Source organism: Prauserella endophytica, from assembly GCF_005146945.1.
In the GTDB taxonomy this organism is placed as follows: Bacteria; Actinomycetota; Actinomycetes; order Mycobacteriales; family Pseudonocardiaceae; genus Prauserella_A; species Prauserella_A endophytica.
The window spans coordinates 344,181-368,890 of record NZ_SWMS01000004.1 but is presented as its reverse complement, the minus strand read 5'-3'; the positions used below and the strand labels follow the sequence as shown (position 1 = coordinate 368,890).

General features: G+C 71.9%; 24 protein-coding genes. 9 read left to right on the top strand and 15 right to left on the bottom strand.

The genetic code is table 11. The annotated features are described in order from the left end of the window. Window positions 1–2: 2 nt before the first annotated feature. Genes FCN18_RS10900 through FCN18_RS10885 form a run of 4 tightly spaced genes read left to right on the top strand, consistent with a single transcriptional unit; the run spans window position 3 to window position 3,233 of the window. On the top strand, window positions 3–1,052 hold the full coding sequence (locus FCN18_RS10900) for an MCE family protein (RefSeq protein ID WP_228713866.1): 1,050 nt from the start codon (window positions 3–5) through the stop codon (window positions 1,050–1,052). Then, window positions 1,052–2,245 (top strand): MCE family protein, encoded by a 1,194-nt coding sequence (locus FCN18_RS10895; protein ID WP_137094753.1) that lies wholly within the window; start codon window positions 1,052–1,054, stop codon window positions 2,243–2,245. Before FCN18_RS10900 ends, FCN18_RS10895 begins: the two co-directional genes overlap by 1 nt. Further along, window positions 2,230–2,739, top strand: a complete 510-nt coding sequence (locus FCN18_RS10890; protein ID WP_137094751.1) for a hypothetical protein — start codon at window positions 2,230–2,232, stop codon at window positions 2,737–2,739. The genes FCN18_RS10895 and FCN18_RS10890 overlap by 16 nt, the downstream gene beginning before the upstream one ends. Continuing rightward, window positions 2,736–3,233, top strand: a complete 498-nt coding sequence (locus FCN18_RS10885) for a hypothetical protein (protein ID WP_137094748.1) — start codon at window positions 2,736–2,738, stop codon at window positions 3,231–3,233. Before FCN18_RS10890 ends, FCN18_RS10885 begins: the two co-directional genes overlap by 4 nt. A gap of 71 nt (window positions 3,234–3,304) precedes the next feature. Here FCN18_RS10885 and FCN18_RS10880 read toward each other — a convergent pair whose 3' ends face one another. The 6 genes from FCN18_RS10880 to FCN18_RS10855 form a co-directional block, all read right to left on the bottom strand. Beyond that, window positions 3,305–4,534 carry a PucR family transcriptional regulator gene (locus FCN18_RS10880; protein ID WP_228713865.1) on the bottom strand — a complete coding sequence of 410 codons (1,230 nt, stop codon included), beginning with the start codon at window positions 4,532–4,534 and terminating at the stop codon, window positions 3,305–3,307. A 162-nt stretch (window positions 4,535–4,696) separates the two neighbouring features. Continuing rightward, window positions 4,697–5,521 carry an arginase family protein gene (locus FCN18_RS10875; RefSeq protein ID WP_137094744.1) on the bottom strand — a complete coding sequence of 275 codons (825 nt, stop codon included), beginning with the start codon at window positions 5,519–5,521 and terminating at the stop codon, window positions 4,697–4,699. 331 nt (window positions 5,522–5,852) lie between these two features. Continuing rightward, window positions 5,853–9,227 (bottom strand): pyruvate carboxylase, encoded by a 3,375-nt coding sequence (locus tag FCN18_RS10870; RefSeq protein ID WP_137094742.1) that lies wholly within the window; start codon window positions 9,225–9,227, stop codon window positions 5,853–5,855. Window positions 9,228–9,316: 89 nt separating this feature from the next. Beyond that, window positions 9,317–10,258 carry a S8 family peptidase gene (locus FCN18_RS10865; RefSeq protein WP_137094740.1) on the bottom strand — a complete coding sequence of 314 codons (942 nt, stop codon included), beginning with the start codon at window positions 10,256–10,258 and terminating at the stop codon, window positions 9,317–9,319. A 157-nt stretch (window positions 10,259–10,415) separates the two neighbouring features. Continuing rightward, window positions 10,416–12,575, bottom strand: coding sequence for an ATP-dependent DNA helicase RecG (gene recG, locus FCN18_RS10860; protein WP_137094737.1), 2,160 nt, complete (start codon window positions 12,573–12,575; stop codon window positions 10,416–10,418). Between the two features lie 4 nt (window positions 12,576–12,579). Continuing rightward, window positions 12,580–14,148 (bottom strand): DAK2 domain-containing protein, encoded by a 1,569-nt coding sequence (locus tag FCN18_RS10855; protein ID WP_112271847.1) that lies wholly within the window; start codon window positions 14,146–14,148, stop codon window positions 12,580–12,582. A gap of 147 nt (window positions 14,149–14,295) precedes the next feature. Here FCN18_RS10855 and rpmB point away from each other — a divergent pair, with 147 nt between their 5' ends. Further along, window positions 14,296–14,487 (top strand): 50S ribosomal protein L28, encoded by a 192-nt coding sequence (gene rpmB, locus FCN18_RS10850; protein ID WP_112272104.1) that lies wholly within the window; start codon window positions 14,296–14,298, stop codon window positions 14,485–14,487. A gap of 65 nt (window positions 14,488–14,552) precedes the next feature. Here rpmB and FCN18_RS10845 read toward each other — a convergent pair whose 3' ends face one another. The 4 genes from FCN18_RS10845 to FCN18_RS10830 all read right to left on the bottom strand — a co-directional run bounded on the left by FCN18_RS10845 (window position 14,553) and on the right by FCN18_RS10830 (window position 17,321). After that, on the bottom strand, window positions 14,553–15,230 hold the full coding sequence (locus FCN18_RS10845; protein ID WP_112271845.1) for a uracil-DNA glycosylase: 678 nt from the start codon (window positions 15,228–15,230) through the stop codon (window positions 14,553–14,555). Between the two features lie 76 nt (window positions 15,231–15,306). Then, window positions 15,307–15,828 (bottom strand): gamma carbonic anhydrase family protein, encoded by a 522-nt coding sequence (locus FCN18_RS10840; RefSeq protein ID WP_112271843.1) that lies wholly within the window; start codon window positions 15,826–15,828, stop codon window positions 15,307–15,309. Between the two features lie 8 nt (window positions 15,829–15,836). After that, on the bottom strand, window positions 15,837–16,316 hold the full coding sequence (locus FCN18_RS10835) for a GNAT family N-acetyltransferase (protein ID WP_112272102.1): 480 nt from the start codon (window positions 16,314–16,316) through the stop codon (window positions 15,837–15,839). An 18-nt stretch (window positions 16,317–16,334) separates the two neighbouring features. Then, window positions 16,335–17,321 (bottom strand): thiamine-phosphate kinase, encoded by a 987-nt coding sequence (locus FCN18_RS10830; protein ID WP_228713849.1) that lies wholly within the window; start codon window positions 17,319–17,321, stop codon window positions 16,335–16,337. Window positions 17,322–17,440: 119 nt separating this feature from the next. Between FCN18_RS10830 and FCN18_RS10825 the strand changes: the two genes are divergently transcribed. Then, window positions 17,441–17,674 (top strand): Lrp/AsnC family transcriptional regulator, encoded by a 234-nt coding sequence (locus FCN18_RS10825; protein ID WP_112271839.1) that lies wholly within the window; start codon window positions 17,441–17,443, stop codon window positions 17,672–17,674. Between the two features lie 48 nt (window positions 17,675–17,722). Next, complete coding sequence (locus tag FCN18_RS10820; RefSeq protein WP_137094811.1) at window positions 17,723–18,220, top strand: DUF3515 domain-containing protein; 498 nt, start codon at window positions 17,723–17,725, stop codon at window positions 18,218–18,220. Between the two features lie 92 nt (window positions 18,221–18,312). On the opposite strand, the gene FCN18_RS10815 is transcribed toward FCN18_RS10820, so the two are convergent. Both FCN18_RS10815 and pdxR read right to left on the bottom strand, forming a co-directional pair. Continuing rightward, window positions 18,313–19,410, bottom strand: a complete 1,098-nt coding sequence (locus FCN18_RS10815) for a D-alanine--D-alanine ligase family protein (protein WP_112271835.1) — start codon at window positions 19,408–19,410, stop codon at window positions 18,313–18,315. Between the two features lie 11 nt (window positions 19,411–19,421). Next, complete coding sequence (gene pdxR / locus FCN18_RS10810; RefSeq protein WP_199542789.1) at window positions 19,422–20,804, bottom strand: MocR-like pyridoxine biosynthesis transcription factor PdxR; 1,383 nt, start codon at window positions 20,802–20,804, stop codon at window positions 19,422–19,424. Window positions 20,805–20,871: 67 nt separating this feature from the next. Here pdxR and FCN18_RS10805 point away from each other — a divergent pair, with 67 nt between their 5' ends. Beyond that, window positions 20,872–21,552 carry a pyridoxamine 5'-phosphate oxidase family protein gene (locus FCN18_RS10805; protein WP_113642298.1) on the top strand — a complete coding sequence of 227 codons (681 nt, stop codon included), beginning with the start codon at window positions 20,872–20,874 and terminating at the stop codon, window positions 21,550–21,552. Here FCN18_RS10805 and FCN18_RS10800 read toward each other — a convergent pair. The 3 genes from FCN18_RS10800 to FCN18_RS10790 all read right to left on the bottom strand — a co-directional run bounded on the left by FCN18_RS10800 (window position 21,530) and on the right by FCN18_RS10790 (window position 23,954). Then, window positions 21,530–22,015 (bottom strand): cysteine dioxygenase, encoded by a 486-nt coding sequence (locus tag FCN18_RS10800; protein ID WP_112271829.1) that lies wholly within the window; start codon window positions 22,013–22,015, stop codon window positions 21,530–21,532. The two genes, FCN18_RS10805 and FCN18_RS10800, sit on opposite strands and share 23 nt — an antisense overlap. A gap of 210 nt (window positions 22,016–22,225) precedes the next feature. Continuing rightward, a complete protein-coding gene (locus FCN18_RS10795) occupies window positions 22,226–23,254 on the bottom strand; it encodes an NAD(P)H-dependent glycerol-3-phosphate dehydrogenase (RefSeq protein ID WP_369973577.1) in 1,029 nt (342 codons plus the stop codon). Between the two features lies 1 nt (window position 23,255). After that, window positions 23,256–23,954: a lysophospholipid acyltransferase family protein gene (locus FCN18_RS10790; RefSeq protein ID WP_112271827.1), complete on the bottom strand. Its 699-nt coding sequence runs from the start codon at window positions 23,952–23,954 to the stop codon at window positions 23,256–23,258. A 79-nt stretch (window positions 23,955–24,033) separates the two neighbouring features. Here FCN18_RS10790 and cofC point away from each other — a divergent pair, with 79 nt between their 5' ends. Then, window positions 24,034–24,687 (top strand): 2-phospho-L-lactate guanylyltransferase, encoded by a 654-nt coding sequence (cofC, locus tag FCN18_RS10785; RefSeq protein ID WP_228713847.1) that lies wholly within the window; start codon window positions 24,034–24,036, stop codon window positions 24,685–24,687. Window positions 24,688–24,710 lie beyond the last annotated feature (23 nt).

Here is a 24,710-nt window from a genome sequence, read left to right as displayed (position 1 = left end):
CGGTGAACAGGATCCGGGCCCTCGTGGCGGCGGTCTGCGCCGGTGTGCTCGTCGCGGGCTGCGCGCCGGGCGAGTTCGACGGCGTTTACGACCTGCCGCTGCCCGGCGGCGCCGACGTCGGCGACCACCCGTACCGGGTCACGGCGCAGTTCCGCGACGTGCTCGACCTCGTGCCGCACGCGGCGGTGAAGGTCAACGACGTGCCCGTGGGCACCGTCGAGTCGATCGACCTCGGAGGCGAGGACGGCTGGACCGCACAGGCGGTGCTCGTGATCAACGGTGACGTGCACCTGCCCGCCGACGCGATCGCCAGCATCCGGCAGTCGAGCCTGCTCGGCGAGAAGTTCGTGGAGCTGGCCTCCCCGCGCGCCGAACCGGGCGAACGGCGGGCGCGGCTGGCCGACGGCGCGCTGATCCCGGTGTCGCGCACCAACCGGCACCCGGAGATCGAGGAGGTGTTCGGCGCCCTGTCGCTGCTGCTCAACGGCGGCGGTATCGGGCAGTTGCAGACGATCAACCGCGAGCTGTCCAACGTGCTGAGCGGCAACGAGCAGGAGATCAAGTCGTTCCTCTCGGGGGTGGACCAGCTGGTGTCCAACCTGGACGCCCACCGAGGCGAGATCACGCGCGCTCTCGACGGGCTGAACCGGCTCGCGTCCACACTGGCCGGGCGGGAGGACCAGATCACCGGCGCGCTCAACGATCTCACTCCCGGCCTGCGCGAGCTGTCGGAGCAGCGCACGGCGCTCGTGACGATGCTGCAGTCGCTCGACGAGCTCTCCGGCGTCGCGGTGGACGTGATCGACCGCAGCCGCGACGACCTGGTCGCAGACCTGGAGGCGCTGGCTCCGCTGCTCGACCGGCTCGCCGACGCGGGCCAGGACCTGCCGAAGGCGCTGGAGATCCTGCCGACGTTCCCGTTCACCGACGCCGTGCTCGACGGCATCGAGGGCGACTACCTCAACGTGTTCGTCGACGTCGAGCCGTGGGAGGGCTACACGGAGCCGAAGGTGCCGCTGCCGGTGCCGCCGACCGACGGGGGTGCTCCCTGATGCTCACCACCAGGATCCGGATGCAGGTGATCGCGTTCGTGTTGGTCGCGCTCGGCACGGTCGCGTTCGTCGGGGCGAACTACGCGGGACTGGGCAGGCTCTTCGGCGACGGCGGCCACGTCGTGCGGCTCCAGCTGTCCGAGGGCGGCGGCATCTTCACGGGCGGCGAGGTGACGTACCGGGGCGTCGCGGTCGGCAGGGTCGGCGAGATGCGGCTGACCGACGGCGGCATGGAGGCCGACCTCGTCATCGAATCGTCCGCCCCGCCGATCCCGGTCAACTCGCAGGCGGTGGTAGCCAACCGGTCCGCGGTCGGCGAGCAGTACGTCGACCTCCAGCCCCGCACCGAAGGCGGGCCGTTCCTGACCGACGGCGCCGTCATCCCGCGCGAGGCGACCACGCTGCCGATGCCGGTGGAGGACCTGCTGGCGAACCTGTCGGCGTTCACCGAGTCGGTGCCCACCGAGTCGCTGCGAGTGGTGGTGGACGAGTTCTACGACGCCATGCAGGGCGCGGGCCCGAGCCTGCAGGTGCTGCTCGACTCGTCCAGCTCGTTCACGCGCACGGCCGCCGAGCATCTGCCGCAGACGTCCGCGCTCATCGACGACGGGGCCACGGTGCTGCGCACGCAGGCGGACTCCTCGCAGGCGTGGCGGTCGTTCGCGGACAACGCCGTGCTGCTGGCCAAGGAGCTCGCGGCCGCCGACGGCGACCTGCGGCGGCTGATCGGCACGGCTCCGCAGGCGGCGACGCAGCTGAGCGGGCTGCTGGCGGACACCGATCCCGCCCTGTCGGTGCTCGTGGCGAACCTGCTCACGACGGCACGCCTGTTCGAGGCTCGCTCGGCGGGCATGGAGCAGTTCTTCGTGGTGACCCCGAAGGCGGTGGCGGCGACGTCGACCGCGATCACCCCGGACGGCGGCAACCTCTCGCTCGCGTTGACGTTCTTCGACCCTCGGCCGTGCGTGCGGGGATACGAGGGGACCAACCGGCGTCCGGCCGACGACGTGAGCCCGGCACCGTTCAACACCGCCGCCGCGTGCACCCTGCCGAGGGGCGACCCCAGCTCCGTGCGCGGCTCGCAGAACGCGCCGTCGGCAGGCGTGCCCGAGCTCGCCGTGCCAGGCGGCCTGCCGGTGCCGCTGCCCTCTGTGTCGACGACGCTGGAGGATCTGCTGTGGCTGACCGAGTGACGGCGGGCCTCGTCGCGGCCGTCGCCGCCGCGACGGCCTTCGCGAGCTGGGGCGGGTACACGTGGCTCTCCGCGGCGGGCGACGAGGCGGTGACGGCCGGTGCCGTGCGCGAGGAGGTGCTGCGCGCGGGGCGCGAGCACGTCGCGCAGGTGACCACGCTCGACTACCACGACGTGGACGCGGGCATCGACCGCTGGCTCGCCGTGTCGACCGGACCGCTGCGCGACGAGCTCGCCGCGACCGGGGAGCAGACCAGGCAGACGTTGCGCCAGGGCCGCACGGTGGCGACCGGGGAGGTGCTCGACGCGGCCGTCGCCGAGCTCGATGTCGACGGCGGGACGGCGAGGATGCTGGTGTCGGTGGAGATCACGAGCGCGCGGGAGGGCACCGAGCCCGCCACCACCCGCAACCGCTTCAGCGCGCAGCTGCGGCGCACCGACGGGGGCTGGAAGCTCAGCGCACTCGACCAGGTGCCGCTGGGAGGTGTGTCGTGAGACGGCGGCACCTGGCGCTGGCCGTGGCCGCGGTACTGCTGGCGGGGCTCGGCGCGTGGTTCACCGCGGCGGCGAACAGCCTGCGCTCCGGAGAGGCGGCGAGCAACATCGCGGTGGTGGACGCCGAGGCGACGGCGGAGGTCACCGCGGCCGTGACGAACGCCGTGAACCGGATCTTCACCTACACGCACGAGAACACCGCCGCGACCGAGCAGGCGGCGAGTGAGGTGTTGCGGGGCAACGCGCGCGGCAGCTACGACGCGCTCTTCGCCCAGGTGCGGAGGGAGGCGCCGGGGCAGCGGCTGTCGGTGACCACGCGGGTGGTCGACTCCGCGGTGCGCTCGCTGACCGGCGACAGCGCGGAGGTGCTGGTGTTCCTCGACCAGTCGGCGACGAGGGAAGGCGCCTCGCCCGGTGCCGCCGCCGCCCAGTTGCTCGTGTCCGTCCGCCGCGAGGGCGAGCGCTGGGTGGTGATCGAACTGGAGCCGCGCTAGCAGGGCGAACGCCGAGCAGGCAACCACCCGCGCGAAAACGGACACCCGGTCCTGAACGAACCCCAACCCCACTAGCGAGGCGAACGCTGGGCAGGCAACAGCCGCGCCGGAGCCAACCGCACCGTCCGCAACGCCAGCTCCATCTCAAACCGCGCGTCCGGGTCGTGCATACGGTCGCCGAACGTCGACTCCAGCTGCCGCATGCGGTAACGCACGGTCTGTGGGTGGACGTTGAGGCGCTCGGCGACGTCGAGCACGTTGCCCTGCGCGTCGAGCCACGCCCGCAGGGTCTCGATCATCCGCTCACGCTGCTTCGCGGTGTGCCCGTCGAGCGCGGCGAGCAGGCGCCTGCGCAGCTGTCGCACCAGCAGCTCGTCGGAGTGCAGCAGCAAGGTGGGCAGGCAGTCGTCCGCCCACGTCACGCGCCGCGCCGGCAGCACGCCCTCGTCGACGAGCGTGAGCGCCTTGCGCGCCCACCGAAGGGAGTCCGCCACGGCGTCGAGCGGAACGCACGTGCCGACGGCGAGGCGGCAGTCGGGCAGCGCGGCCTGGAGCACGGCGATGCGTTCACGTGTCAGCTCACCCGGCACGACCAGGTGGGGTTCGAGGCCGGTCAGCTCGGTGAGGACGTCGGGGTCGAGCACGGGGCGGGCGGGCGTGCCCGCGCGGTACAGAGAGCGCACGGCTAGCGGGGTCGCCGCCTCCGGCACCGCCCACCCAACGAGCTGGGCCAGTTCCTCGATGGCTTCGGCGGGGGCGGGCGGCCGCTCCAGGATCAGCTGCAGCAACCTGCGCCGCCACGTCTCCAGTGCGTCGGCGGAGCAGGCCTTGGCCTCGAGGTAGCCGTCGAGCGCCACCGAGGCGAGCTCGTCCATGAACGCGAGCATCGAGTCGGCCAGCTGGGACATGACAGCCGAGGAGAAGCCGCTGCGTCGGCCGACGCGCATAATGCGGCGCCACGCGATCCGGGCTCCCACGCGATACGCGGCCTGCAGCGTGTCGAGGCTGCGGCCCTCGCGCATCTCGTATTGCCCGAGTCTTCGATGCACCTCGTGCGCGTGTTCCTTCGACACGCTCGGGTCGGCGATCTGCTCGACGAACAACGTGATCGCGTGCTTCACCCCCGCTTTGATCGACTTTCCGTACGGTCCGTCGATGGGGCGGCGGTACTCGGGGATCAGTGCGCGGATCTCCGCGACGATCTCCTCGGCCACGCTTTCCAGCTCCGGCCTCATGATGTCGGCGAGCCGGCCCGGCAGGGCAACGGATTCCACTGGTTCGTCTAGTACGCGCCCGGACACGGTCGTCACCAGCTCCTTCCCCACAGTCATCGAGGGGTGACAGATGACACATCGAAAAAAGGGCTCGAAATGTATCACTGTGGGCGCAAAGGACCGGCGCCGTCGAAGCGCGGTGACAAATTCCCGGGCGGGGTTATTGCAGTCGTGACAAGAATGGCGTTGTCAATCCGCCAGTAGACGGCTCACCGCTTGGAGCACCGGGACCAATGCGTCGAGGTCCCGCCGCCGCGGCGCGGCGCATTCGGTGATGGCCGCGCCGACGACGTCGAACCGCGCGAGGCTCTCGATTCCGGCGACGAGCTGCTCGACGGACAGTCCGCCGGGCTCGTGGTAGTGCATGAGGGGGCCGTGTTCCGCCGGGTCGAGCACATCGAGGTCGATGTGAAGGTAGACCTTCGTGGCGCCAGAATCGGTTACGGCGCCCGCGATCGCATCCGGTTCGGAGGGAACGGGCACGTGGCGAAGGAGCCCGTCGGCGACGGCCTGCCGTTCGGCGGGGTCGAACGCGCGCGTGCCGACGAGCACGGCGTGACCGGGTGCGAGTGGGGGGCTCGCGGCGAAATCGGGGTCGCCGTCGCCGAGCAGCGAGCGCAGGACCATGCCGTGGAAGGCACCGGACGGGGACGAGGCGGGCGTGTTGGAGTCGGCGTGCGCGTCGAACCAGACGATGCCGAGGCCCGGGCCGTGGCGGTACCGAGCGACGCCGACGGGCACCAGGTCGACGGCGCAGTCGCCGCCGAGGGTGAGCACCGGCCCCTCGGGCTCCTCCAGCGCCGCGAGCTGTGCCTGCCGATTGGCGACCAGCGCGGACTTGTTGCCGATGTTGTCCACAGTGGAGGTGCCCTCGGAGCCAACGGGTACCTCACGCGCCGGTACGCCCAGCACCTCGCTCGCGAGTGCCGCGAGCGCGCGGCAGCCAGTGGGCAACCGCACGTCCGCACCCGCCCACGTGGCCCCCTGCCACTGCGGCACCGCCTGAACCAGCATGGCTCCAAGCTATCGCGAGTCCCCCGCTCCAGACCGCGAGTCCCCCGCCCCGGCGCGCGAGTCCCCCGCTCCGTCGCGCGAGTCCCCCGCCCCGGCGCGCGAGTCCCCCGCTCCAGACGCTGAGTCCCCCGCTCGGGAACGCACGACTCGGCGTCCCGAACGCAAGACTCGCGCACGGGAACGCACGACTCGCAGACCCGAGCGGGGCACTCGCGGGCCTGAGCGGGGCACTCGCGGGCCTGAGCGGGGCACTCGCGGGCCTGAGCGGGGCACTCGCGGGCCTGAGCGGGGCACTCGCGGGCCTGAGCGGGGGACTCGCGGGTGGAAGGGGCTACTCCAGGACGATCAGGAGGTCGCCGCCTTCAACCTGCTGCACCTTGCCTATGGCCAGCCGCTGGACGGTGCCGCCCTCCTGGGCGGTGATGGCGGCCTCCATCTTCATGGCCTCGATGGTCGCCACCGTGTCGCCCGCGGAGATCGTGTCGCCCTCGGCCACCTGAGCCGTCACCACACCGGCGAACGGCGCCGCGACGTGCTTCGGATTGTTCTTGTCGGCCTTCTCCTTGGCCGGCAGGTCGGAGGCCACCGAACGGTCTCGCACCTGGATCGGCCGGAGCTGACCGTTGAGGGTCGCCATGACGGTCCGCATACCGCGCTCGTCGGCCTCGCCGATGGCCTCCAGCTCGATCAGCAGCCGCACGCCCGGCTCCAGGTCGACCTGGTACTCCTCGCCCGGACGCAGCCCGTAGAAGAAGTCCTTGCTCGGCAGCACGCTGGTGTCGCCGTGCGCCTCGCGGTGCGCCTCGAACTCCTTCGTCGGCCCGGGGAACAGCAACCGGTTCAGCGTCGCACGACGGTTGGCCGCCAGCTCCGAGCGGTCCTCTTCGGACAGCTCCACCACCGGCTTCGGCTCCGCCCTGCCCTCCAGGGCCTTCGTGCGGAACGGCTCCGGCCAGCCACCGGGCGGGTCGCCCAGCTCGCCGCGCAGGAAGCCGATCACCGAGTCCGGGATGTCGAACTTCGACGGCTCCGCCTCGAACTCCTCGGGCGACACCCCCGCGCCCACGAGGTGCAGCGCGAGATCACCGACGACCTTCGACGACGGCGTGACCTTCACCAGGTGGCCCAGCATCTTGTCGGCCGCCTCGTACATCTTCTCGATGTCCTCGAAGCGGTCGCCGAGCCCGAGGGCCCGCGCCTGCGTGCGCAGGTTCGACAGCTGTCCGCCGGGGATCTCGTGGTGGTACACGCGCCCGGTCGGCGAGGCCAGTCCCGCCTCGAACGGCGCGTAGATCTTGCGCACGATCTCCCAGTACGGCTCGAGGTCACCGATCGCCTGCAGGTCCAGCCCGGTCGGCCGGTCGGAGAAGTCGGTGGCAGCCACGATCGCCGACAGCGACGGCTGCGACGTCGTACCCGCCATCGACGCGACGGCTCCGTCCACGGCGTCGGCCCCGGCCCCGATCGCCGCCAGGTACGTGCCGAGCTGTCCACCCGCGGTGTCGTGGGTGTGGATGTGCACCGGCAGGTCGAACTCCCTGCGCAGCGCTGTCACCAGCTTCACCGCTGCGGGCGCCCGCAGCAGACCGGCCATGTCCTTGATCGCCAGCACGTGCGCGCCGGCGCCGACGATCTGCTCGGCCAGCTTGAGATAGTAGTCGAGCGTGTACAGCTTCTCCGCCGGGTTCGACAGGTCCGAGGTGTAGCACAGCGCCACCTCGGCCACTGCCGATCCGGTGCTCCGCACCGCCTCGATCGCAGGCCGCATCTGCTCCACGTCGTTGAGCGCGTCGAAGATGCGGAAGATGTCGATGCCGGTCGCGGTCGCCTCCTCGACGAACGCGTCGGTCACCTCGGTCGGGTACGGCGTGTACCCCACGGTGTTGCGGCCACGCAGCAGCATCTGCAGGCAGATGTTCGGCATCGCCTCGCGCAACGCCGCCAGCCGCTCCCACGGGTCCTCGGCCAGGAATCGCAGCGCCACGTCGTACGTCGCACCACCCCAGCACTCCACGGACAGCAGCTGGGGCACCGTGCGCGCCACGACCGGCGCGATCGCCAGCAGGTCCTTGGTCCGCACGCGCGTGGCCAGCAGCGACTGGTGGGCGTCGCGGAAGGTCGTGTCGGTCACGCCGATCGTCGGCGACTCCCGCAGCCAGCGCGCGAAGCCCTCGGGCCCCAGCTCGGTGAGCTTCTGCTTCGACCCGGCGGGCGGCTCACCCTCGGGCAGCACGGGCACCTTCGCCTGCGGGTCGATGAGCCTCGGCCGCTCGCCGTTGGGCTTGTTCACCGTGACGTCGGCGAGGTAGGTCAGCAGGCGCGTGCCGCGGTCGGCGGAGTGCCGCGCGGTGAGCAGGTGCGGCCGCTCCTCGATGAACGCGGTGGTGACGCGCCCCTCCTGGAAGTCGGTGTCGTCGAGCACCGCCTGCAGGAACGGGATGTTGGTGGCGACACCACGGATGCGGAACTCGGCCAGCGCCCTGCGGGCGCGGCCGACGGCGGTGGCGAACGTCCGCCCGCGGCACGTGAGCTTCACGAGCATCGAGTCGAAGTGCGCGCTGATCTCCGTGCCGGAGAACGCGGTACCGCCGTCGAGGCGGATGCCGGAGCCGCCCGGCGAGCGGTAGGCGCTGATCATGCCGGTGTCGGGCCGGAACCCGTTCGCGGGGTCCTCGGTGGTGATGCGGCACTGCATCGCCGCGCCCCGCAGATAGACCTTCTCCTGCGCCAGGTCGAGGTCGGCCAGCGTCTCGCCGGAGGCGATGCGCAGCTGCGACTGCACCAGGTCGACGTCGGTGACCTCCTCGGTCACCGTGTGCTCCACCTGGATGCGCGGGTTCATCTCGATGAAGACGTGGTTGCCGTCGCGGTCGACGAGGAACTCCACGGTTCCCGCGTTGCGGTAGCCGATCTGCCTGGCGAACTTCACGGCGTCGGCACAGATCCGCTCGCGCAGCCCGGGGTCGAGGTTCGGCGCGGGCGCCAGCTCGATCACCTTCTGGTGCCGCCGCTGCACCGAGCAGTCGCGCTCGTAGAGGTGGATCACGCCACCCTGGCCATCACTGAGGATCTGCACCTCGATGTGCCGGGGCTCCACGACGGCCTTCTCGAGGAAGACGGTCGGGTCGCCGAACGCCGACTCGGCCTCGCGGGCCGCGGCCTCGATCGACTCCCGCAGCTGCCTCGGGTCCTCGACCCTGCGCATGCCGCGTCCGCCACCACCGGCGACGGCCTTGACGAACACCGGGAAGCCCAGCTCCTCCGCGGCCTCCACGAGGGTGTCCACATCGGACGACGGTGCCGACGAGCCCAGCACGGGCACACCGGCCGCCTTGGCGGCGGCGACGGCGCGGGCCTTGTTACCGGTCAGCTCGAGGATCTCCGCGCTGGGGCCGACGAACGTGATCCCGGCTTCCTCGCAGGCGCGCGCCAGGTCCGGGTTCTCGGACAGGAAGCCGTAGCCCGGGTAGACGGCGTCGGCGCCTGCCTTCACGGCGGCGCGGACGATCTCGTCCACCGAGAGGTAGGCACGCACCGGGTGACCCGGCTCACCGATCTCGTACGCCTCGTCGGCCTTCAGGCGATGCAGCGAGTTTCGGTCCTCGTGCGGGAACACGGCCACCGTCCCCGCGCCCAGTTCGTAGGCGGCACGGAACGCACGGATGGCGATCTCGCCGCGGTTGGCGACGAGCACTTTGCGGAACATCCCCGGTCCTTTCCTTTACACGGATCGGTCGCGAGGCACGTTACCCCGAAGCTCCCGCTCTCCGGGAGTTCGCTCCCAGCTACTGGACATCACCGGCCGTCTGCCGGGATCGGGCCGGCGTAGAGCAGGCGGTTCGCGGTGCCGTCGCGCACGCCGGTGAGTACCCCGGGGCTCGCGTTCGCCACCACGGCCTCGGTCACCTGCTGCGGCGTCGCCTCGGGGCGGGCCGCGCGGTAGAGCGCGGCGACCCCGGCCACGTGCGCCGCGGCCACCGACGTGCCCGTCAGCTCGGCCGTACCGCCCTTGAGCGCAGGGGCCCGCACGTCCGCGCCGGGGGCGTAGAGATCCACCGCGGCGCCGAAGTTCGAGGTCGGCACGGGTTTGTCGGCAATGTCGCTCGCGGCGACGGTGAGCACCTCGGGGATCCGGCCGGGCGAGCTCTGGCCCGCGTCGGCCGTCGCACCGCCCGCGGGAACGGCCACCGGCATGATCTTCGCCAGCCCGCGCACGGCCGTGTCCACGGCATCGCTCGCGGGGCCGCCGATGCCGATCACGGCGACCGCGGGCTGCCGCGCGTTGTTGACCACCCAGTCGATACCGGCGACCACACTGAGGCCGTTGCCGCCGCCGTTCTGGTCGAGCACCCGCACCGGCACGATGCGCACTCCCTTGGCGACGCCGTGTGCCTGCCCGCCGACGACCCCGGCGAGGCTGGTGCCGTGCCCGTTGAGGTCGACGGGGTGCTCGTCGCCGTCCACGAAGTCCTTGCCGCCCGCCACGCGGCCACCGAAGTCGGGATGGGTGCCGTCGACGCCGGAGTCGATCACGTACACGGTGACGCCCGCGCCGTCGCCCTGGTACCGGTAGCGCTGGTCCAGCTGGGCTCCCCCGGCCCGCTGGTCGATCCGGTCCAGCCCCCAGTTGGGCGGGGCCTGCTGCACGCCGGAGGCGGCGAGCGCCGGGGCGGCGGTGGCCGTGAGCAGTGCGGCGGTCCAGGCGGCGAACAGGGAACGGGCCAGTCGAATACGCATGGGCACCCGTCTACCGCGCGCGAACCGGGCGCGCAGGCGGAGTACCACCATCGTGCGGTGCGCGGAGCGACTGCAGTGAAGGCCACCTTCACTGCGTTGAACGCAGTGAAGGTGGCCTTCACTGCAGTCGGGGTGGCCTCGGGGCGCGACGAGGGGGCTAGGACTTATCCAGGAACTCCGCTCGCTCCTCGTCCACCACCTCGGACACCAGCCGCGCGAGGCCTGGGTACTCCGCCAGCTCGGGGTCCGAGGCCACGATCTGCTGCGCCACGGCGCGGGTCCGCGCGATCACGTCCTCGTCCTCCAGCAGCGACAACAGTTTCAGACCCGAGCGCTTGCCGGACTGCGCGGCGCCGAGGATGTCGCCCTCCCTGCGCAGCTCCAGGTCCAGCTTGGAGAGCTCGAAGCCGTCCAGCGTCGACTCCACCGCCGCGAGCCGGGCCCGGGTGCTGGTGCCGTCGAGCGCGTCGGTGACGAGCAGGCACAGGCCTGGCACGTTCCCCCGCCCGACGCGGCCGCGCAGCTGGTGCAGCTGGCTCACGCCGAACCGGTCGGCGTCCATGATCATCATGACGGTCGCGTTGGGCACGTTCACGCCGACCTCGATCACGGTCGTCGCCACGAGCACGTCGAGCTTGCCCGTGGAGAACGCCCGCATCACGGCGTCCTTCTCGTCGCTGGGCAGGCGGCCGTGCAGCACGCCGATCCCCAGGCCGTTGAGCGGACCCTCGGCCAGCTGCGGCGCGAGGTCCAGCACGGCGATGGGAGGCCGTTTGTCGCTCTTGTCCGACGGCGGCTCGTCGCCGATGCGCGGGCACACGATGTAGGCCTGGTGCCCCTTGCCGACCTCCTCCACGAGCCGTTGCCACGCCCGGTCCAGCCACGCCGGCTTCTCGGCGACGGGCACCACGCTCGTCGAGATCGGCGAGCGCCCGGCGGGCAGCTCACGCAGCGAGGACGTCTCCAGGTCTCCGTAGACGGTCATCGCCACCGTCCTCGGGATCGGTGTCGCCGTCATCACCAGCACGTGCGGGCTCGTCGAGTCGGCGCCGCGCGAGCGCAGCGCGTCCCGCTGCTCCACGCCGAACCGGTGCTGCTCGTCCACGACGACGAAGCCGAGGTCGGCGAACGTCACGTGCTCCTGGATGAGCGCGTGCGTGCCCACCACGATCCCGGCCGCGCCGCTCGCGGTGTCCAGCAGCGCCTGCTTGCGCTCCTTCGCCCCCATCGAGCCCGTCAGCAGCGTGATCCTCGTCGCGTTGTCGGCCGAGCCCAGCTCCCCCGCCTGACCGAGCTCGCCGAGCATCTCCCGCAGCGACCGCGCGTGCTGCGCTGCCAGCACCTCGGTGGGCGCGAGCATCGCGGCCTGTCTGCCCGCGTCCACGGCCTGCAGCATCGCCCGCAGCGCCACGATCGTCTTGCCGCTGCCCACCTCGCCCTGCAGCAGCCGGTTCATGGGATGCTCGCCCGCGAGGTCGGCGGCGATGGCCTCGCCGACCTCCCGCTGGCCCGCCGTGAGCTCGAACGGCAGCTTCTCGTCGAAGGCCGCCGCGATCCCGCCCGGCTTCGGCGGGCACGCGGGCGCGGGCCGCGAGACGGCGGAATGGCGCCGCTGCGCGAAGATCAGCTGGATCGCCATCGCCTCGTCCCACTTGAGCCGCTCACGCGCCTCGTCGAGCTGCTCCCAGCTCTCCGGCCGGTGGATCTGACGCAGCGCCTCCTGCAGGTCGCCGAGGCCGTGCCGCTCACGCAGCTGCTCCGGCAGCGGATCCTCCACCGGGTCGAGGGTGTCGAGCACCTGCCGCACCGCACGCCCGATCGTCCACGACTGGACGCCGGCCGCGGCGGGGTACACGGGGATGATCTCGGCGAGGAAGCTGTCCAGCGTGGAGATCTCGTCGCTCTCCGGATCGATCAGCTCGTACTCGGGATTCGCCAGCTGGAGCGTGTTGCGGAACGCCGTGACCTTGCCCGCGAACAGCCCGGTCTTGCCGGGCCGCAGCTCGCGCTCGCGCCACGCCTGGTTGCCGAAGAACGCGCACGAGAGCCTGCGCTGGCCGTCGGTGATCGTGACCTCGAGGATGGACCCCCTGCGCTGGCGCATCGGCTTCTTCGTGGCGCGCTCGACCCTGGCGAGCACCGTGGCGTGCTCGCCGATCTCCAGCCCGGCGATGTCGGTGAGCTCGCCGCGGCGGGCGTAGCGGCGCGGGTAGTGCCGCAGCAGTTCCGCGACCGTCCCGATGCCCAGCGAGGTGTCCAGTGCCTTGGCGGTCTTGGCCCCGAGCACCCTGGTCAGCGCGTCGCTCAGCTCAGTCATCGATTCACTCAACACCCATCAGCAGCAGCGCATCCGTCTGCCCACCGGAATAGCACACCAGTTCGACTTCGGGGTGCGCGGCACGCAGGTGAGCGGCGATGGCGTCCTCGATCCCGTCGGGCGCGCCGACCCCGGTGAGCACCGTGACGAGCTCGCCGCCCACGGCCAGCATCCGCTCCAGCACCGCCGTGGCCGCCTGCTCGACGCCCCGCCCGGGCTCGATGAGCACCACCTCGCCGTCGACCAGGCCCACGACGTCCCCGGCCTGCGCGCGGCCGACCCACGTGATCGAGTCCTGGCTCGCCACCACGATGTCGCCACGCCGCGTCGCCGCCGCGGCCTCGGCCATCGCCACCACGTCCGAGCCCGCCCGGCGGCCCGCGTCGTGCACGGCGAGCGCCGCGAGCACTTGCACCGGCGACGCGCACGGCACCACCACGACGTCGCGGTCCTGCAGCATCACGTGCCCGGCGATCCGCTCGGCCGCGGCCGTGAGGCCGACCCCGCCGGGCAGCACGGTCACGTGGCTCGCCGCGGTCTCGGTGACCAGGCCGAGCAACTCCTCCGCGCTCGGCTCCGCGTCCGCGGCGACGGCCAGCACCGGCACGCCCTCCTCGCCGATGAGCCCGGCGAGCCCCTCGCCGTGCACGACGGCCACCACCGCGCGGTCGCCCCTCGCCGCGGCGGTCTCCACCGGCGGCGGCGTCATGAGCGGCTCGACGCGCACCCGGTGTGGCCTGCCGTGGGCCAGCCCGGCCTCGATGGCGGCGCCGATGTCGGCGCAGTGGACGTGCACGGCGTGGTTGCCGGCGCCGTCCCCGGCGACGGTCACGCTGTCGCCGAGCGCGGACAGCGCCCTGCGCAGCGACGGCAGTGCCGCGTCATCGGCCCCGGAGAGCAGGTACATGACCTCCCACGCGCGCGGCGCGGGCGGTCCCGGCGGCGACACGGCGAGCGCGTGCTCGGGCTCCCGTTCGCCCGTGACCACCCCGGCGAGCGCGTCGAGCACGGCGACCAGGCCCCGGCCGCCCGCGTCGACCACCCCGGCCACCGCGAGTGCGGCGAGCTGGTGCGGCGTCTCCTCCAGCGCGTCGGCCGCCGCCTTCGCCGCCGTGGTGGCCACCTCGGCGGGCGTTCCCTCACCGACCGCCGTGGCGACGGCGTGCAGCACGCTCAGCATCGTGCCCGCCACCGGCCGGGCGACCGCCTCGGTGGCGAGCCCGTCGGCGCGCTTGAGCGCCGAGGCGAGCGCGGGACCGTCGAGCTCCGTGGCGTCGGCCGCCGACTCGGCGAGCCCGCGCAGCACCTGGGAGATGATCACACCGGAGTTGCCCCTCGCGGCGGCGACGGCGCCGCGAGCGAGCAGGCCGAGCGCCTCCCCCGCACCGCCGACCCGCTCGGCGGCGGCCAGCTCGGCCTGCGCGGCCGAGAGCGTGTGCAGCAGGTTGGACCCGGTGTCGGAGTCGGCGACCGGGTAGACGTTGATGCCGTCGATGTCGGAACGCAGTGCCGAAAGGCTGTGTACGCAGGCCGCGGCCCACGCGCACACAGCATCCGCGTCCAAGGCCCGCACCACGTATCCTCCGCACTGGTTCGAAGGGTTCTTCGCGAGCGTATCGACCCGGCTACGGCCGCCGGGAGAGCACCGGCTACCCTGTTCGAGTTGCCCGGCATTCGCCGGGTGGGTTTTGTTGACCTATTTCTTCGAGGAGTGTTCGACGTGGCTGCCGTGTGCGACGTCTGTGGCAAGGGGCCGGGCTTCGGCAAGTCGGTCTCGCACTCTCACCGGCGTACCAACCGCCGGTGGAACCCGAACATCCAGACCGTGCACGCCAAGATCGGGCTTTCCCAGAGGAAGCGCCTGAACGTGTGCACCTCCTGCCTCAAGGCGGGCAAGGTCGTTCGGGGCTGACCCCAGAGTCTTGCCACACGGCCCGGTGACCGTTCGGTCGCCGGGCCGTTGTCATGTCCGGGGGCTCAGGGCAGCTTCCAGTCGATCGGCGCGGCGCCCTGCTTCTCGAGCAGCTCGTTGGCGCGGCTGAACGGGCGGGAGCCGAAGAAGCCGTTGTGTGCGGACAGCGGGCTCGGGTGCACCGACTCGATGCACGGCACGTCACCGAGCAGGGGCTTGAGCCTGCGCGCGTTGCTGCCCCACAGGATCGCCACCATGGGCTCCTCGCGCGCCGCGAGCGCCCTGATGGCCTGCTCGGTGATCTCCTCCCAGCCCTTGCCCTGGTGGGAGTTCGGTTTGCCGGGCTGCACCGTGAGTGCCCTGTTGAGCAGCAGCACGCCCTGCCGGGTCCACGGCGTGAGGTCGCCGTTGGACGGCGTGGGGTGACCGAGGTCCTCGCAGTACTCACGGTAGATGTTGATGAGGCTCTTCGGCAGCGGCCGGACGTCGGGCGCGACGGCGAAGCACAGACCGATCGGGTGCCCCGGCGTCGGGTACGGGTCCTGGCCCACGATCAGCACGCGCACGTCCTCGAACGGCTGCTTGAACGCACGCAGGATGTTGTCACCGGAGGGCAGGTACTTGCGGCCCTCGGCGACCTCGCCGCGCAGGAACTCCCCCATCGCAGTGATCTTGGCCTCGACCGGGGAGAGCGCCTTCGCCCAGCCCGGGTCGATGATCTCGTGCAGCGGTCGTGCGGTCACGGCACGCAACCCTAGCGGGCTCAGCCCACCCGTCACCCGCCCCACCCGTTTTACGGAGGCGCTCCGCGCCGCTGTGTCAATCCAAGCGCTTGAGCTCGGCGCGAAAACGCTTGGCCCGCTCCACGTAGCTGTTGACCACGCCCGCGATCTTCTCCGGGCCGAACGACGTGTTGGGCCGCGTCTTCGCCGGGACGCCGAGCGCGATGTGCCCGGACGGGACGCGCGAGTTGTAGGAGAGCACCGCCCCGGCTCCGACCATCGCGCCGTCCTCGAGCACCGTGCCGTTGAGCACCACCGACCCGGACGCGATGAGGCAGCCCGTGCCGATGCGCGCACCCTCGACGTGCACCGAGTGCCCGATCGCGGAGTCGGCGCCCAGGATCGTGGGGTCCCTGCGCGTGCAGTGCACCACGCAGCCGTCCTGGATGTTGGAGCGCTCCCCGAGCTCGATGTAGCCGTTGTCGCCACGCAACACGGTCTGCGGCCACACCGAGGCGTGCGCGCCGATGCGGACGTCCCCGATCACGGTGGCGTCGGGGTGCACGTACGCGTCGGGGTGAATGGTTGGCTCCAGCTCGCCGAGTGCGTAGATCGCCATGGGATGCGCTAGCTCTCCTTCAGTTCCTTCGCCAGGTACACGCTCTCCGGCTCGTCCTTGTAGACGCCGAAACCGGGGATGTCGGTGTAGCCCGACGAACGGTACAACGCGATCGCCTCCGGCTGTTCGGTGCCGGTCTCCAGCACCGCCCGCCTGCGGCCCGCGGCGAGCGCGGTGCGTTCCAGCTGCGCGAGCATCGCCCGCGCGAAGCCGTTGCCGCGCTCGGTATCGACGACGAACATCCGCTTGAGCTCGGCGTCACCGGGCCGGAACGTGGGCACGGGACCGTCGTGCGCGCGCCAGCCACCGCACGCGACGGGCACGCCGTCGCGGTAGCCGACCAGGAAGATCCCGTGCGGCGGCGAGAACTGCGCCGGGTCCACGGGCGTCACGTCGGGATCGCCATAGCGCGTCACGTACTCCTGCTGCACCAGGTCGATCAGCTTCACCGCGTCCGGGTGGTCGAACGGGACTACTCGTATCTCCACCCCGCCCATGAAACCGGATCAGCGCCAGTGCTCCCAACCGCTTTCGTGCTCGTAGGGCTTGCCGTCCACGGTGATGCCGGTGTCGGGCAGCAGCACGGTGCCGATGCGGACCCAGCCCTCCGGCAGGTCGGTGAACGAGGGGAACGTCGCGGCGAGCGCGTGGTCCTCGCCGCCGGTGAGCACCCAGTGCAGCGGGTCGGCGCCGAGCGCGGTGCCCACGTCGGTGAGCTTCCGGTCGACGTCGAGCCGGTCGGTGTGCACGTCGATGCCGACGTTCGACTGCTGGGCGAGGTGGCCGAGGTCGGCGAGGAGGCCGTCGGAGACGTCGATCATGGCGGTGGCCCCGGCGAGCGCGGCCGCCGGTCCCGCGGCATAGGGCGGCTCGGGGAAACGCTGGGCGTTGACCACGCCGACCGGCGAACGGAAACCCCGGCCAAGCACGGCGAGTCCGGCGGCGGCCCAGCCGAGCCGCCCGCACACCGCCACGATGTCGCCGGGCCGGGCACCGGAGCGCGTCACCGGTGGCCTCCCACCGAGGTCGCCCAGGGCGGTGACGCTGATCACGAGCTGGTCGGAGCGCACCATGTCGCCGCCGACGAGGCCGACCCGCGCGCGGCCCGCCTCCGCGGCCATCCCGTCGAACAGCTGCGTGACGGTCGCCGTCTTCTCGTCGGCGGGGCACGCGATCCCGACCACGACGGAGGTGGGCACCGCGCCCATCGCCGCGATGTCGGCGAGGTTCACCGCGATCGCCTTGTGCCCGACCTGCTCCGGAGTGGACCAGTCCAGCCGGAAGTGCACGCCGTGCACCAGCACATCCGTCGACACCACCACCCTGCCGTCGGGCGCGGCGACGACGGCGGCGTCGTCGCCGGGGCCGAGCAGCGTCGTCGACGGCTGCGTGCGGTTCGCGGTGACGGCGCGGATCAGGCCGAACTCGCCGATCGCCGCCACCGTGTCGGCAGTGCCCTCGGCGGCACTGTCCGGCGTGGGTCTGTCCTCCACTGACACCTCCGGTGTAACCCGAGACTCATCGGATGTCCGATCGTTGCCCCGCCTGCGGTACGTTGCTTCAACGTTCCTATCTTGAGCTTGACGAACCCATCCAGACGAAGGGGCGCGCCGTGGTCCACGCATACATCCTCATCCAGACCGAGGTCGGCAAGGCAGCCTCCGTCGCGGCCGAGATCGCCGGCATCCCCGGTGTCACCAGCTCGGAGGATGTCACCGGCCCCTACGACGTCATCGTGCGCGCCGAGGCCGACAACGTCGACCAGCTGGGGCAGCTCGTGGTCGCGAAGGTGCAGAACGTGGAGGGCATCACGCGCACGCTGACCTGTCCCGTGGTGCACCTGTAGGGCTGTGCTGTAGTGGGGAGCGTGACCGAGACAGGTGCGCCTCCCCGGATGCTCATCGTCGCCGCCGCGGTGCTGGCGGCCGCGCTCGCCGTCGCGGTGGCGGTGCTGGGGGTGCTGTCGTCCGGCGACGACGAGGGCACCGAGACCGGTCCGCTGCCGCTCGTGTCGATCCCCGCGCCGAAGTCCGGCAGCCCCGAGTGCGCGAAGGTGATCGAGGCCGCACCCGGCGAGCTGGAATCCTCCGGTGAGACGCTGGCGCGGCGGGAGCTGGCGCAGCCGGCTCCCCCGGCCACGGTCGCGTGGGGCACCGACAACCCCGTGGTGCTGCGGTGCGGGCTCGAACGCCCGCCAGAGCTGACCCCCACGTCGTACCTGCGGCAGATCAACGGTGTGCGCTGGCTGGAGGTGCCCGGCGAGGGGGCAGCGACGTGGTATGTCGTCGACCGCCCCGTCTACCTGGCGCTCACCGTCCCGGCGGGCTCGGGAACCGGCCCGCTGCAACAGGTCTCGGACACCATCCGCGATTCCCTGCCCGCCACCGGCTGACCGCAGTGCCCCAACCGCAGTGAAGGCCACCTTCACTGCGTTGAACGCAGTGAAGGTGGCCTTCACTGCAGAAGGGCAGCCTTGCGAAGGGGTCAGCGCAGGCCGGTGCCCCGGGACAGGGCGGTCTCGACCAGGGTCGCCAGCAGCGTCGGGTAGTCCACTCCGGTGACGGCCCACATCTTCGGGTACGCCGACGTCGAGGTGAAGCCTGGCATCGTGTTGACCTCGTTGATGGTCAGCTCGCCGTTCTCGCCGACGAAGAAGTCCACCCGGGCGAGGCCCTGGCAGTCCAGCGCATCGAAGGCACGCACCGCGCACGCGCGCAGCCGCTCGGTCACCGAGTCGTCGAGCTTGGCCGGGATGTCCAGCTCGGCGGCCTCACCGAGGTACTTGGTCTCGAAGTCGTACCAGGCGTCGTCGCCCTCGGCGAGCACCCTGATCTCGGCCGGCAGCGACGCCTCGACGCGCCCGTCGGGGAACTCCAGCACGCCGCACTCGACCTCCCGGCCCACCACGGCGGCCTCGACGAGCACCTTGGGGTCGGTCCGCCTCGCCAGCGCGATGGCCTCGTCCAGCTCGGCCCAGTCGGTGACCTTGCTGATGCCGATCGACGATCCGGCCCTCGCCGGCTTGACGAACACGGGCAGTCCCAGCCGTTCCCGGTCGGCGTCGTCCAGAGTCGACTGTCCACGGCGGACGGTCGCGTAGCGCCCGACCGGCAGCCCCTCCGCGGCGAGCAGCTTCTTGGCGTACTCCTTGTCCATCGCGGCGGCGCTCGCGAACACGCCGGCTCCCACGTACGGGATGTCGGCGAGCTCGAGCAGCCCCTGGATGGTCCCGTCCTCGCCGAAGGCGCCGTGCAGCACGGGGAACACGACGTCGACCCCGCTCAGCACCTCGCTCTCCTGGCCGGGCTCGAGGCTCACCACGCTCTTGCTGGTGGGGTCGCCCGCCAGCACGAGCGCCCTGCCGTCGTCGACGGTCGGCAGCTCGTGCCCCCGGATCGCCAGCGCCCCCGGGTCGTTCGTGCCCAGCACCCAGCCACCGGCCTTGGTGATGCCGATGGGGACGATCTCGAACCGGTCGGGATCGAGATTCGCCAGCACGCTGCCTGCCGACACACAGGAGATGGTGTGCTCGGTGCTGCGGCCCCCGAACACGACGGCCACGCGCGTCTTGCGGCTACTCATGGCCGGTCACCCTACCGGGGCCTCGGCCGTAACAGGTCGACGAGCACCCACAGCGACTCGCGCAGCGCCTCCCTGGAACAGCCCGCGTAGCCCACCGCGACCCCGAACGCCGTGGGGGTGCGGGCGAAGTGCCTGCCGAGGCCGTCGAGCAGCAGCCCGCGCCGCTTGCCGGACGCGAGCCGCTCGCGCTCGTCCTCGGGTGTGGCCAACGGCACCACCAGGTGCGCGCCCGCGTCGTCGCCGAGTACCGGAACGCCCGCCTTCTTCAGTGCCCCGACCAGCATGGACCTTCGTTCCGACAGTTCGCGGCGGAGCCTGCGCAGGTGCCTGCCGAGGTCGCCGTGCCGGGCCAGCTCCACCACCACGCGCTGACCCGCGGGCGAGGGCCGGGTACCGGTCAGCTCGCGGTAGTCGAGAATCGTGGTGGTCACCGAGGGCGGGGCCACCATCCAGCCCGCGCCGAGCGTGGGCGTGAGGATCTTGCTCGTGGTGCCGAGGTGCACCACCACGTCGGGGGCGAGCGACGCGAGCAGCGGCAGCGGCGCCACGTCGTAACGAAGCTCACCGTCGTAGTCGTCCTCGACGACGAGGAAGTTCTCCGCCCGCGCCCGCTCCACCAGCTCCACCCGCCGGGCCGCGCTCATCCGGCAGCCCATGGGGTACTGGTGCGCCGGCGAGCAGTAGACGGCGCGGACCCCGCTTGGCAGGACGTCCGGGCGCAGGCCCTCGGCGTCGATCGGCACAGGCACCACGCGCATGCCCGCGCGGCGGAACGCCTGGACGGCCCGCTGATATCCCGGTTCCTCCACGGCGACGAGGTCGCCGGGCCGCAGCACGGCGCTCGCCAGCTCCACCACGGCGGACGTGGTGCCGCCGGTCGCGAGCACGGAGTCGGTGCCCGCGTCGAGTCCCCGGTGCCGCAGCAGGTGCTCGGCGACGGCGGCGCGGTAGTCGGAGAGGCCGGAGCGGTAGAGGTAGGTCGCGGGCGGCGTGTCGGCCGCTGCCCGCCAGGCTCTTCGCCACGCGGCCCGGTCGAGCCCGTCCGCCCACGGCACCCCGGGGGTGAGCATCAGCAGGTCGCTCGGCGCCTCGTCGTTGGTGACGAAGCCCCTGCGCTCCGGCCGGGCGGCCGGCGGCGACGTGGTGACGTAGGTGCCGGAGCCGTGCCTGCCCAGGATCCAGCCTTCGGCGTGCAGCTGTTCGTACGCGGCCGACGTGACGGTCCTGCTCACACCGAGCCGGTCGGCCAGCGCGCGGGTGGAGGGCAGGCGGTCGCCGCCGCGCAGGTGCCCTGTCGCCGCCGACTCGCGCAGCGCGTCGGCCAGCTGCACGGCGAGCGGTACTGTGGAGTCCCGATCGAGTCTGACCGGCAACGCGGTGTCACCCCGAGTCAAAGTGGCCTCCCATTTTTCCGCACTTGTGGCTATCTGATAATGCCACTGGGCCTGACAGGCTCGTCGCATGTCCGTACCACTGTCGCCCACCACGCGCAGCACACTCACCCGCAAGAAGGACCGGGCGGCGCGGGATCGCGCCGCCCTCCACGGCGTGCTCGACGAGGCGCTCGTCTGCCACGTCGGACTCGTCCTGCACGGCTCTCCCGTGGTCCTGCCCACCGGCTACGGCAGAGACGGCGACACGCTCTATTTTCACGGCTCGACGGGTTCGGGGAACCTCCGAGCGGCGGCGAACCGTGTCGACGTCTGCGTGACGGTGACGATTCTGGACGGGATCGTCTACGCGCGCTCGCTGAACAACCACTCGATGAACTACCGCAGCGCCGTGATCCACGGCCGCGCGCGCCCCGTCACCGGGGCCGCCGAGAAGCTGCACGGCCTGCGCGTTGTCAGCGACCACCTCGCTCCGGGCTCGTGGGAGCACGCGCGCGAGCCCAACGCGAAGGAAATGGCCTCGGTCAGCGTGCTGGCGCTCGACCTGGCCGAGGCGTCGGTGAAAATCCGCTCCGGAGAGCCCATCGACGAACCGGAGGATCTGGAGCACGGCACCGCGTGGGCGGGCGTGCTGCCGATCCACACGACGTTCGGTGCCCCGGCACCGGCGAGCTACGTGCCGGAGGGGACGCCGATCCCGGCGCACGTGGCCGAGCGCGAGCCCGCAGTCAGTCGCGAACCGGTCCGGTGAGCGGATCGAGGTGGTGCGGGCGCAGCGTGCGCCCGCCCGCGCGGTAGACGTGCACGCTCACGGCGGGGTCGGGGCCCTCGTTGCGCACCTCGTGCACGTAGCCGGGGCCGAACACGCGCGACTGGCCGGCCGACGGCGTGTGCACCTCGGTCAGCACGCGCCCGTCGGGGGCCCTGCGCGTGACGGTCTCGGTGAGGGTGCCGCTGACAACCGTGAACGCGCCCGTCGACTCACCGTGGTCGTGCAGCCCGGTCTGCTGGCCGGGAAGCCAGCTCAGCAGCCAGATCTCCTCGTCGGCGGCGCGCTCGAGCAGGGCGGCGAAACGCTCGTCCGGGTCGTAGCGCAGCACGTTGCGCCAGCGGTCTCGGTCGGCCGCGTACTCCAGCGCGGTGCGGACGGGGTGGCGAAGCTGCGGGTTTGCGGCAGGCATGGAAGCGACCGTGTTCTCTGGAACGGCGAACATGGGGAAATGAGGTCCTTGCTGAACAGTGCTGACTGAGGTCGGGGATCCGTGGTGAGTCGGTCACCGGCGACAACAGCAAGGACACGACGCGCAGCGGGCATGGCGGAGACCGGTGTGGCCCCCTGCCGTGAGTGCGCTCCACGTCGACATGCCGCACAGCAAACCAGCACGGCGACGAGGCGTCAAACGGGTTCCAGCGATTGGGCGCCCTTACGACCACTCGTGTTTCTGCTGGCGGCCGAGCAGCTCGGCACCGACGCGAGCGGGATCCATCCCCTCGTGGCACACGCGGTACATCGCGTCGGTGATCGGCATGTCCACGCCGACGCCGCGCGCGAGCTCGCGGATCGACTGGCACGACATCACGCCCTCCGCCACCTGGCCACCCACCGCGGCCTGCGCCTGCTGCGGCGTCTCGCCCCTGCCGATGCGCTCGCCGAAGGTGCGGTTGCGCGACAACGGCGACGCGCACGTCGCCACGAGGTCGCCCACCCCGGCAAGACCCGCGAACGTCAGCGGGTCGGCGCCGAGCTTCGCCCCGAGCCGCGCCGTCTCCGCGAGACCACGGGTGATGAGCGTCGCCATCGTGTTGGCGCCGAAACCGAGCCCGGCCGCCATGCCGCAGCTCAGAGCGATCACGTTCTTGCAGGCGCCGCCGAGCTCGCAGCCAACCACGTCGGTGTTGGTGTACGGGCGGAAGTAACCGTTGAAGCTGGCCTGCTGGATCGCGACCGCGCGGTCGTGGTCGGCGCACGCGAGCACCGCGCCGGCGGGCTGCCGCTGCGCGATCTCGCGCGCCAGGTTCGGACCGGAGACCACCACGACCTCGTTCGCGGGGACCTCGGCGATCTCGCTGATCACCTCGCTCATCCGTTTCAGGGTGCCGAGTTCGACGCCCTTGGCGAGGCTCACGAGGATCGCGTCGCGCGGCAGGAGACCGCGCCAGCCCGTCAGGTTCGCGCGCAGGCTCTGGCTCGGCACGGCGAGCACCACGGCCTCGGCACCGGACAGCGCCTCCTCGGCGTCGGACGTGGCGGTGAGCCGCTGGGGCAGCGTCACGCCGGGCAGGTAGCCGCTGTTGGTGTGCTGGTCGCGGATCTCGGCGGCGACCTCGGCCCGCCGCGCCCACATCGTGACGTCACGGCCGGCGTCGGCGAGCACCTTGGCGAACGTCGTGCCCCACGAACCCGCGCCGAGCACCGTGACCGACTGCACAGTGACGCCCGTCATGTCCGGCATGTCAGGCACTGTCCTCCCGCTTCGCGGGCGGCTGCTCCCCGCGGATGTCCGCGAGCAGCGAGAGCACCTCGCCCATCAGCAGGTCGGTGACCTCGCGCAGCACGGCGGGGGTGCGGTCCTGCTCGCGGTACTTCGAGAGGTCCACCGGCTCGCCGACGGAGTGGACCACCGTCTTGCGGGGCAACGGCCGGAACTTCTTCGTGTAACCGTTCCAGATGTTCTGGGTGCCCCACCGCGCGACCGGGATCACGGGCACGTCGTTCTCGAGCGCGAGCCTGGCCACGCCGGTGTAGGACCGCTTCGGCCAGCCATCGGGGTCCTTGGTGATCGTCCCCTCTGGATAGATGAGCACCAGCTTGCCGTTCGCCAGCGTCTCGTGCGCGGCCCTGAGGCTGTCACCCGCGGTGGCGCTGCCCCTGGTGACGGGGATGCCGCCGGAGCCGGCGAGGATCTTGCCGAAGATCGGCACCCGGAAGAGGCTGTCCTTGGCCATGAACCTGGGCACGCGCTTGTTGCGGTGCACGAACACCGCGTCCACGGCCGGGTCGAGGTGCGAGACGTGGTTCATCACGAGCAGCACGGGCCCGTCTTTCGGGATCCGCTCGGTGCCCCGGTAGACGCTCTTGCCCATCCAGGTCAGCGGGTAGAACAGCACCGCGGCGGCCCCGACCCAGAAGCCACCCTTCTCCCGATCAGCCAAGACTCCTCCTCGTCGCGTGCGGAAGCTGAGGCGATCCTCCCACAGGCACACGGCGGCTCCGATGGGTAAAGATGGTGGCGTGGCCACAGACCTCATCGTGCCCCTGAAGCCACCCCGCGCCGGCAAGTCGCGGCTGCGGGGTGCGCTCGGCTACCCGGCCGACGCCGAGTGCCACGCGGCACTCGTGCTCGCGCTGGCCTCCGACACGCTGCGGGCCGCGACCGCGGCCCCCGGCGTGCGCCGGGTGCTCGTCGTCGGTTCCGACACCGAGGCGCTCGCCGCCCTGCGCGAGCTCGGTGCCGAGGTGGTGGACGAACACGGCAACGGGGAGGAACGTGGCGGGCTCAACGGCGCGCTGCGGGTGGGCGAACGCCTGCTGCGCGCCGCCGATCCGCTGGCGGCGGTCGGCGCGCTGCAGGCAGACCTGCCCGCGCTGCGGCCCGGTGAGCTCGCGGCCGCGCTCGCGGAGGCCGACGGGCGCAGGGCGTTCACCGCCGACCGGCACGGCACCGGCACCACGCTGCTCCTCTCCGGCGCCGGGCAACCGCTCGCGCCGCGCTTCGGCGAGGGCTCCGCGAGCGTCCACACCGCGTCGGGCGCCGTGCCGCTCACGCTGCCCGCGCCCTCCCTGCGCGGCGATGTCGACACCCCCGAGGACCTGGAGCACGCCCGGCTGCTCGGCCTCGGCCCGAGCACCACCGCGCTGCTCGACACGGCGTGCGTTCCGCACTGAGGGCCGTTGCCTCCGCGTTCGCT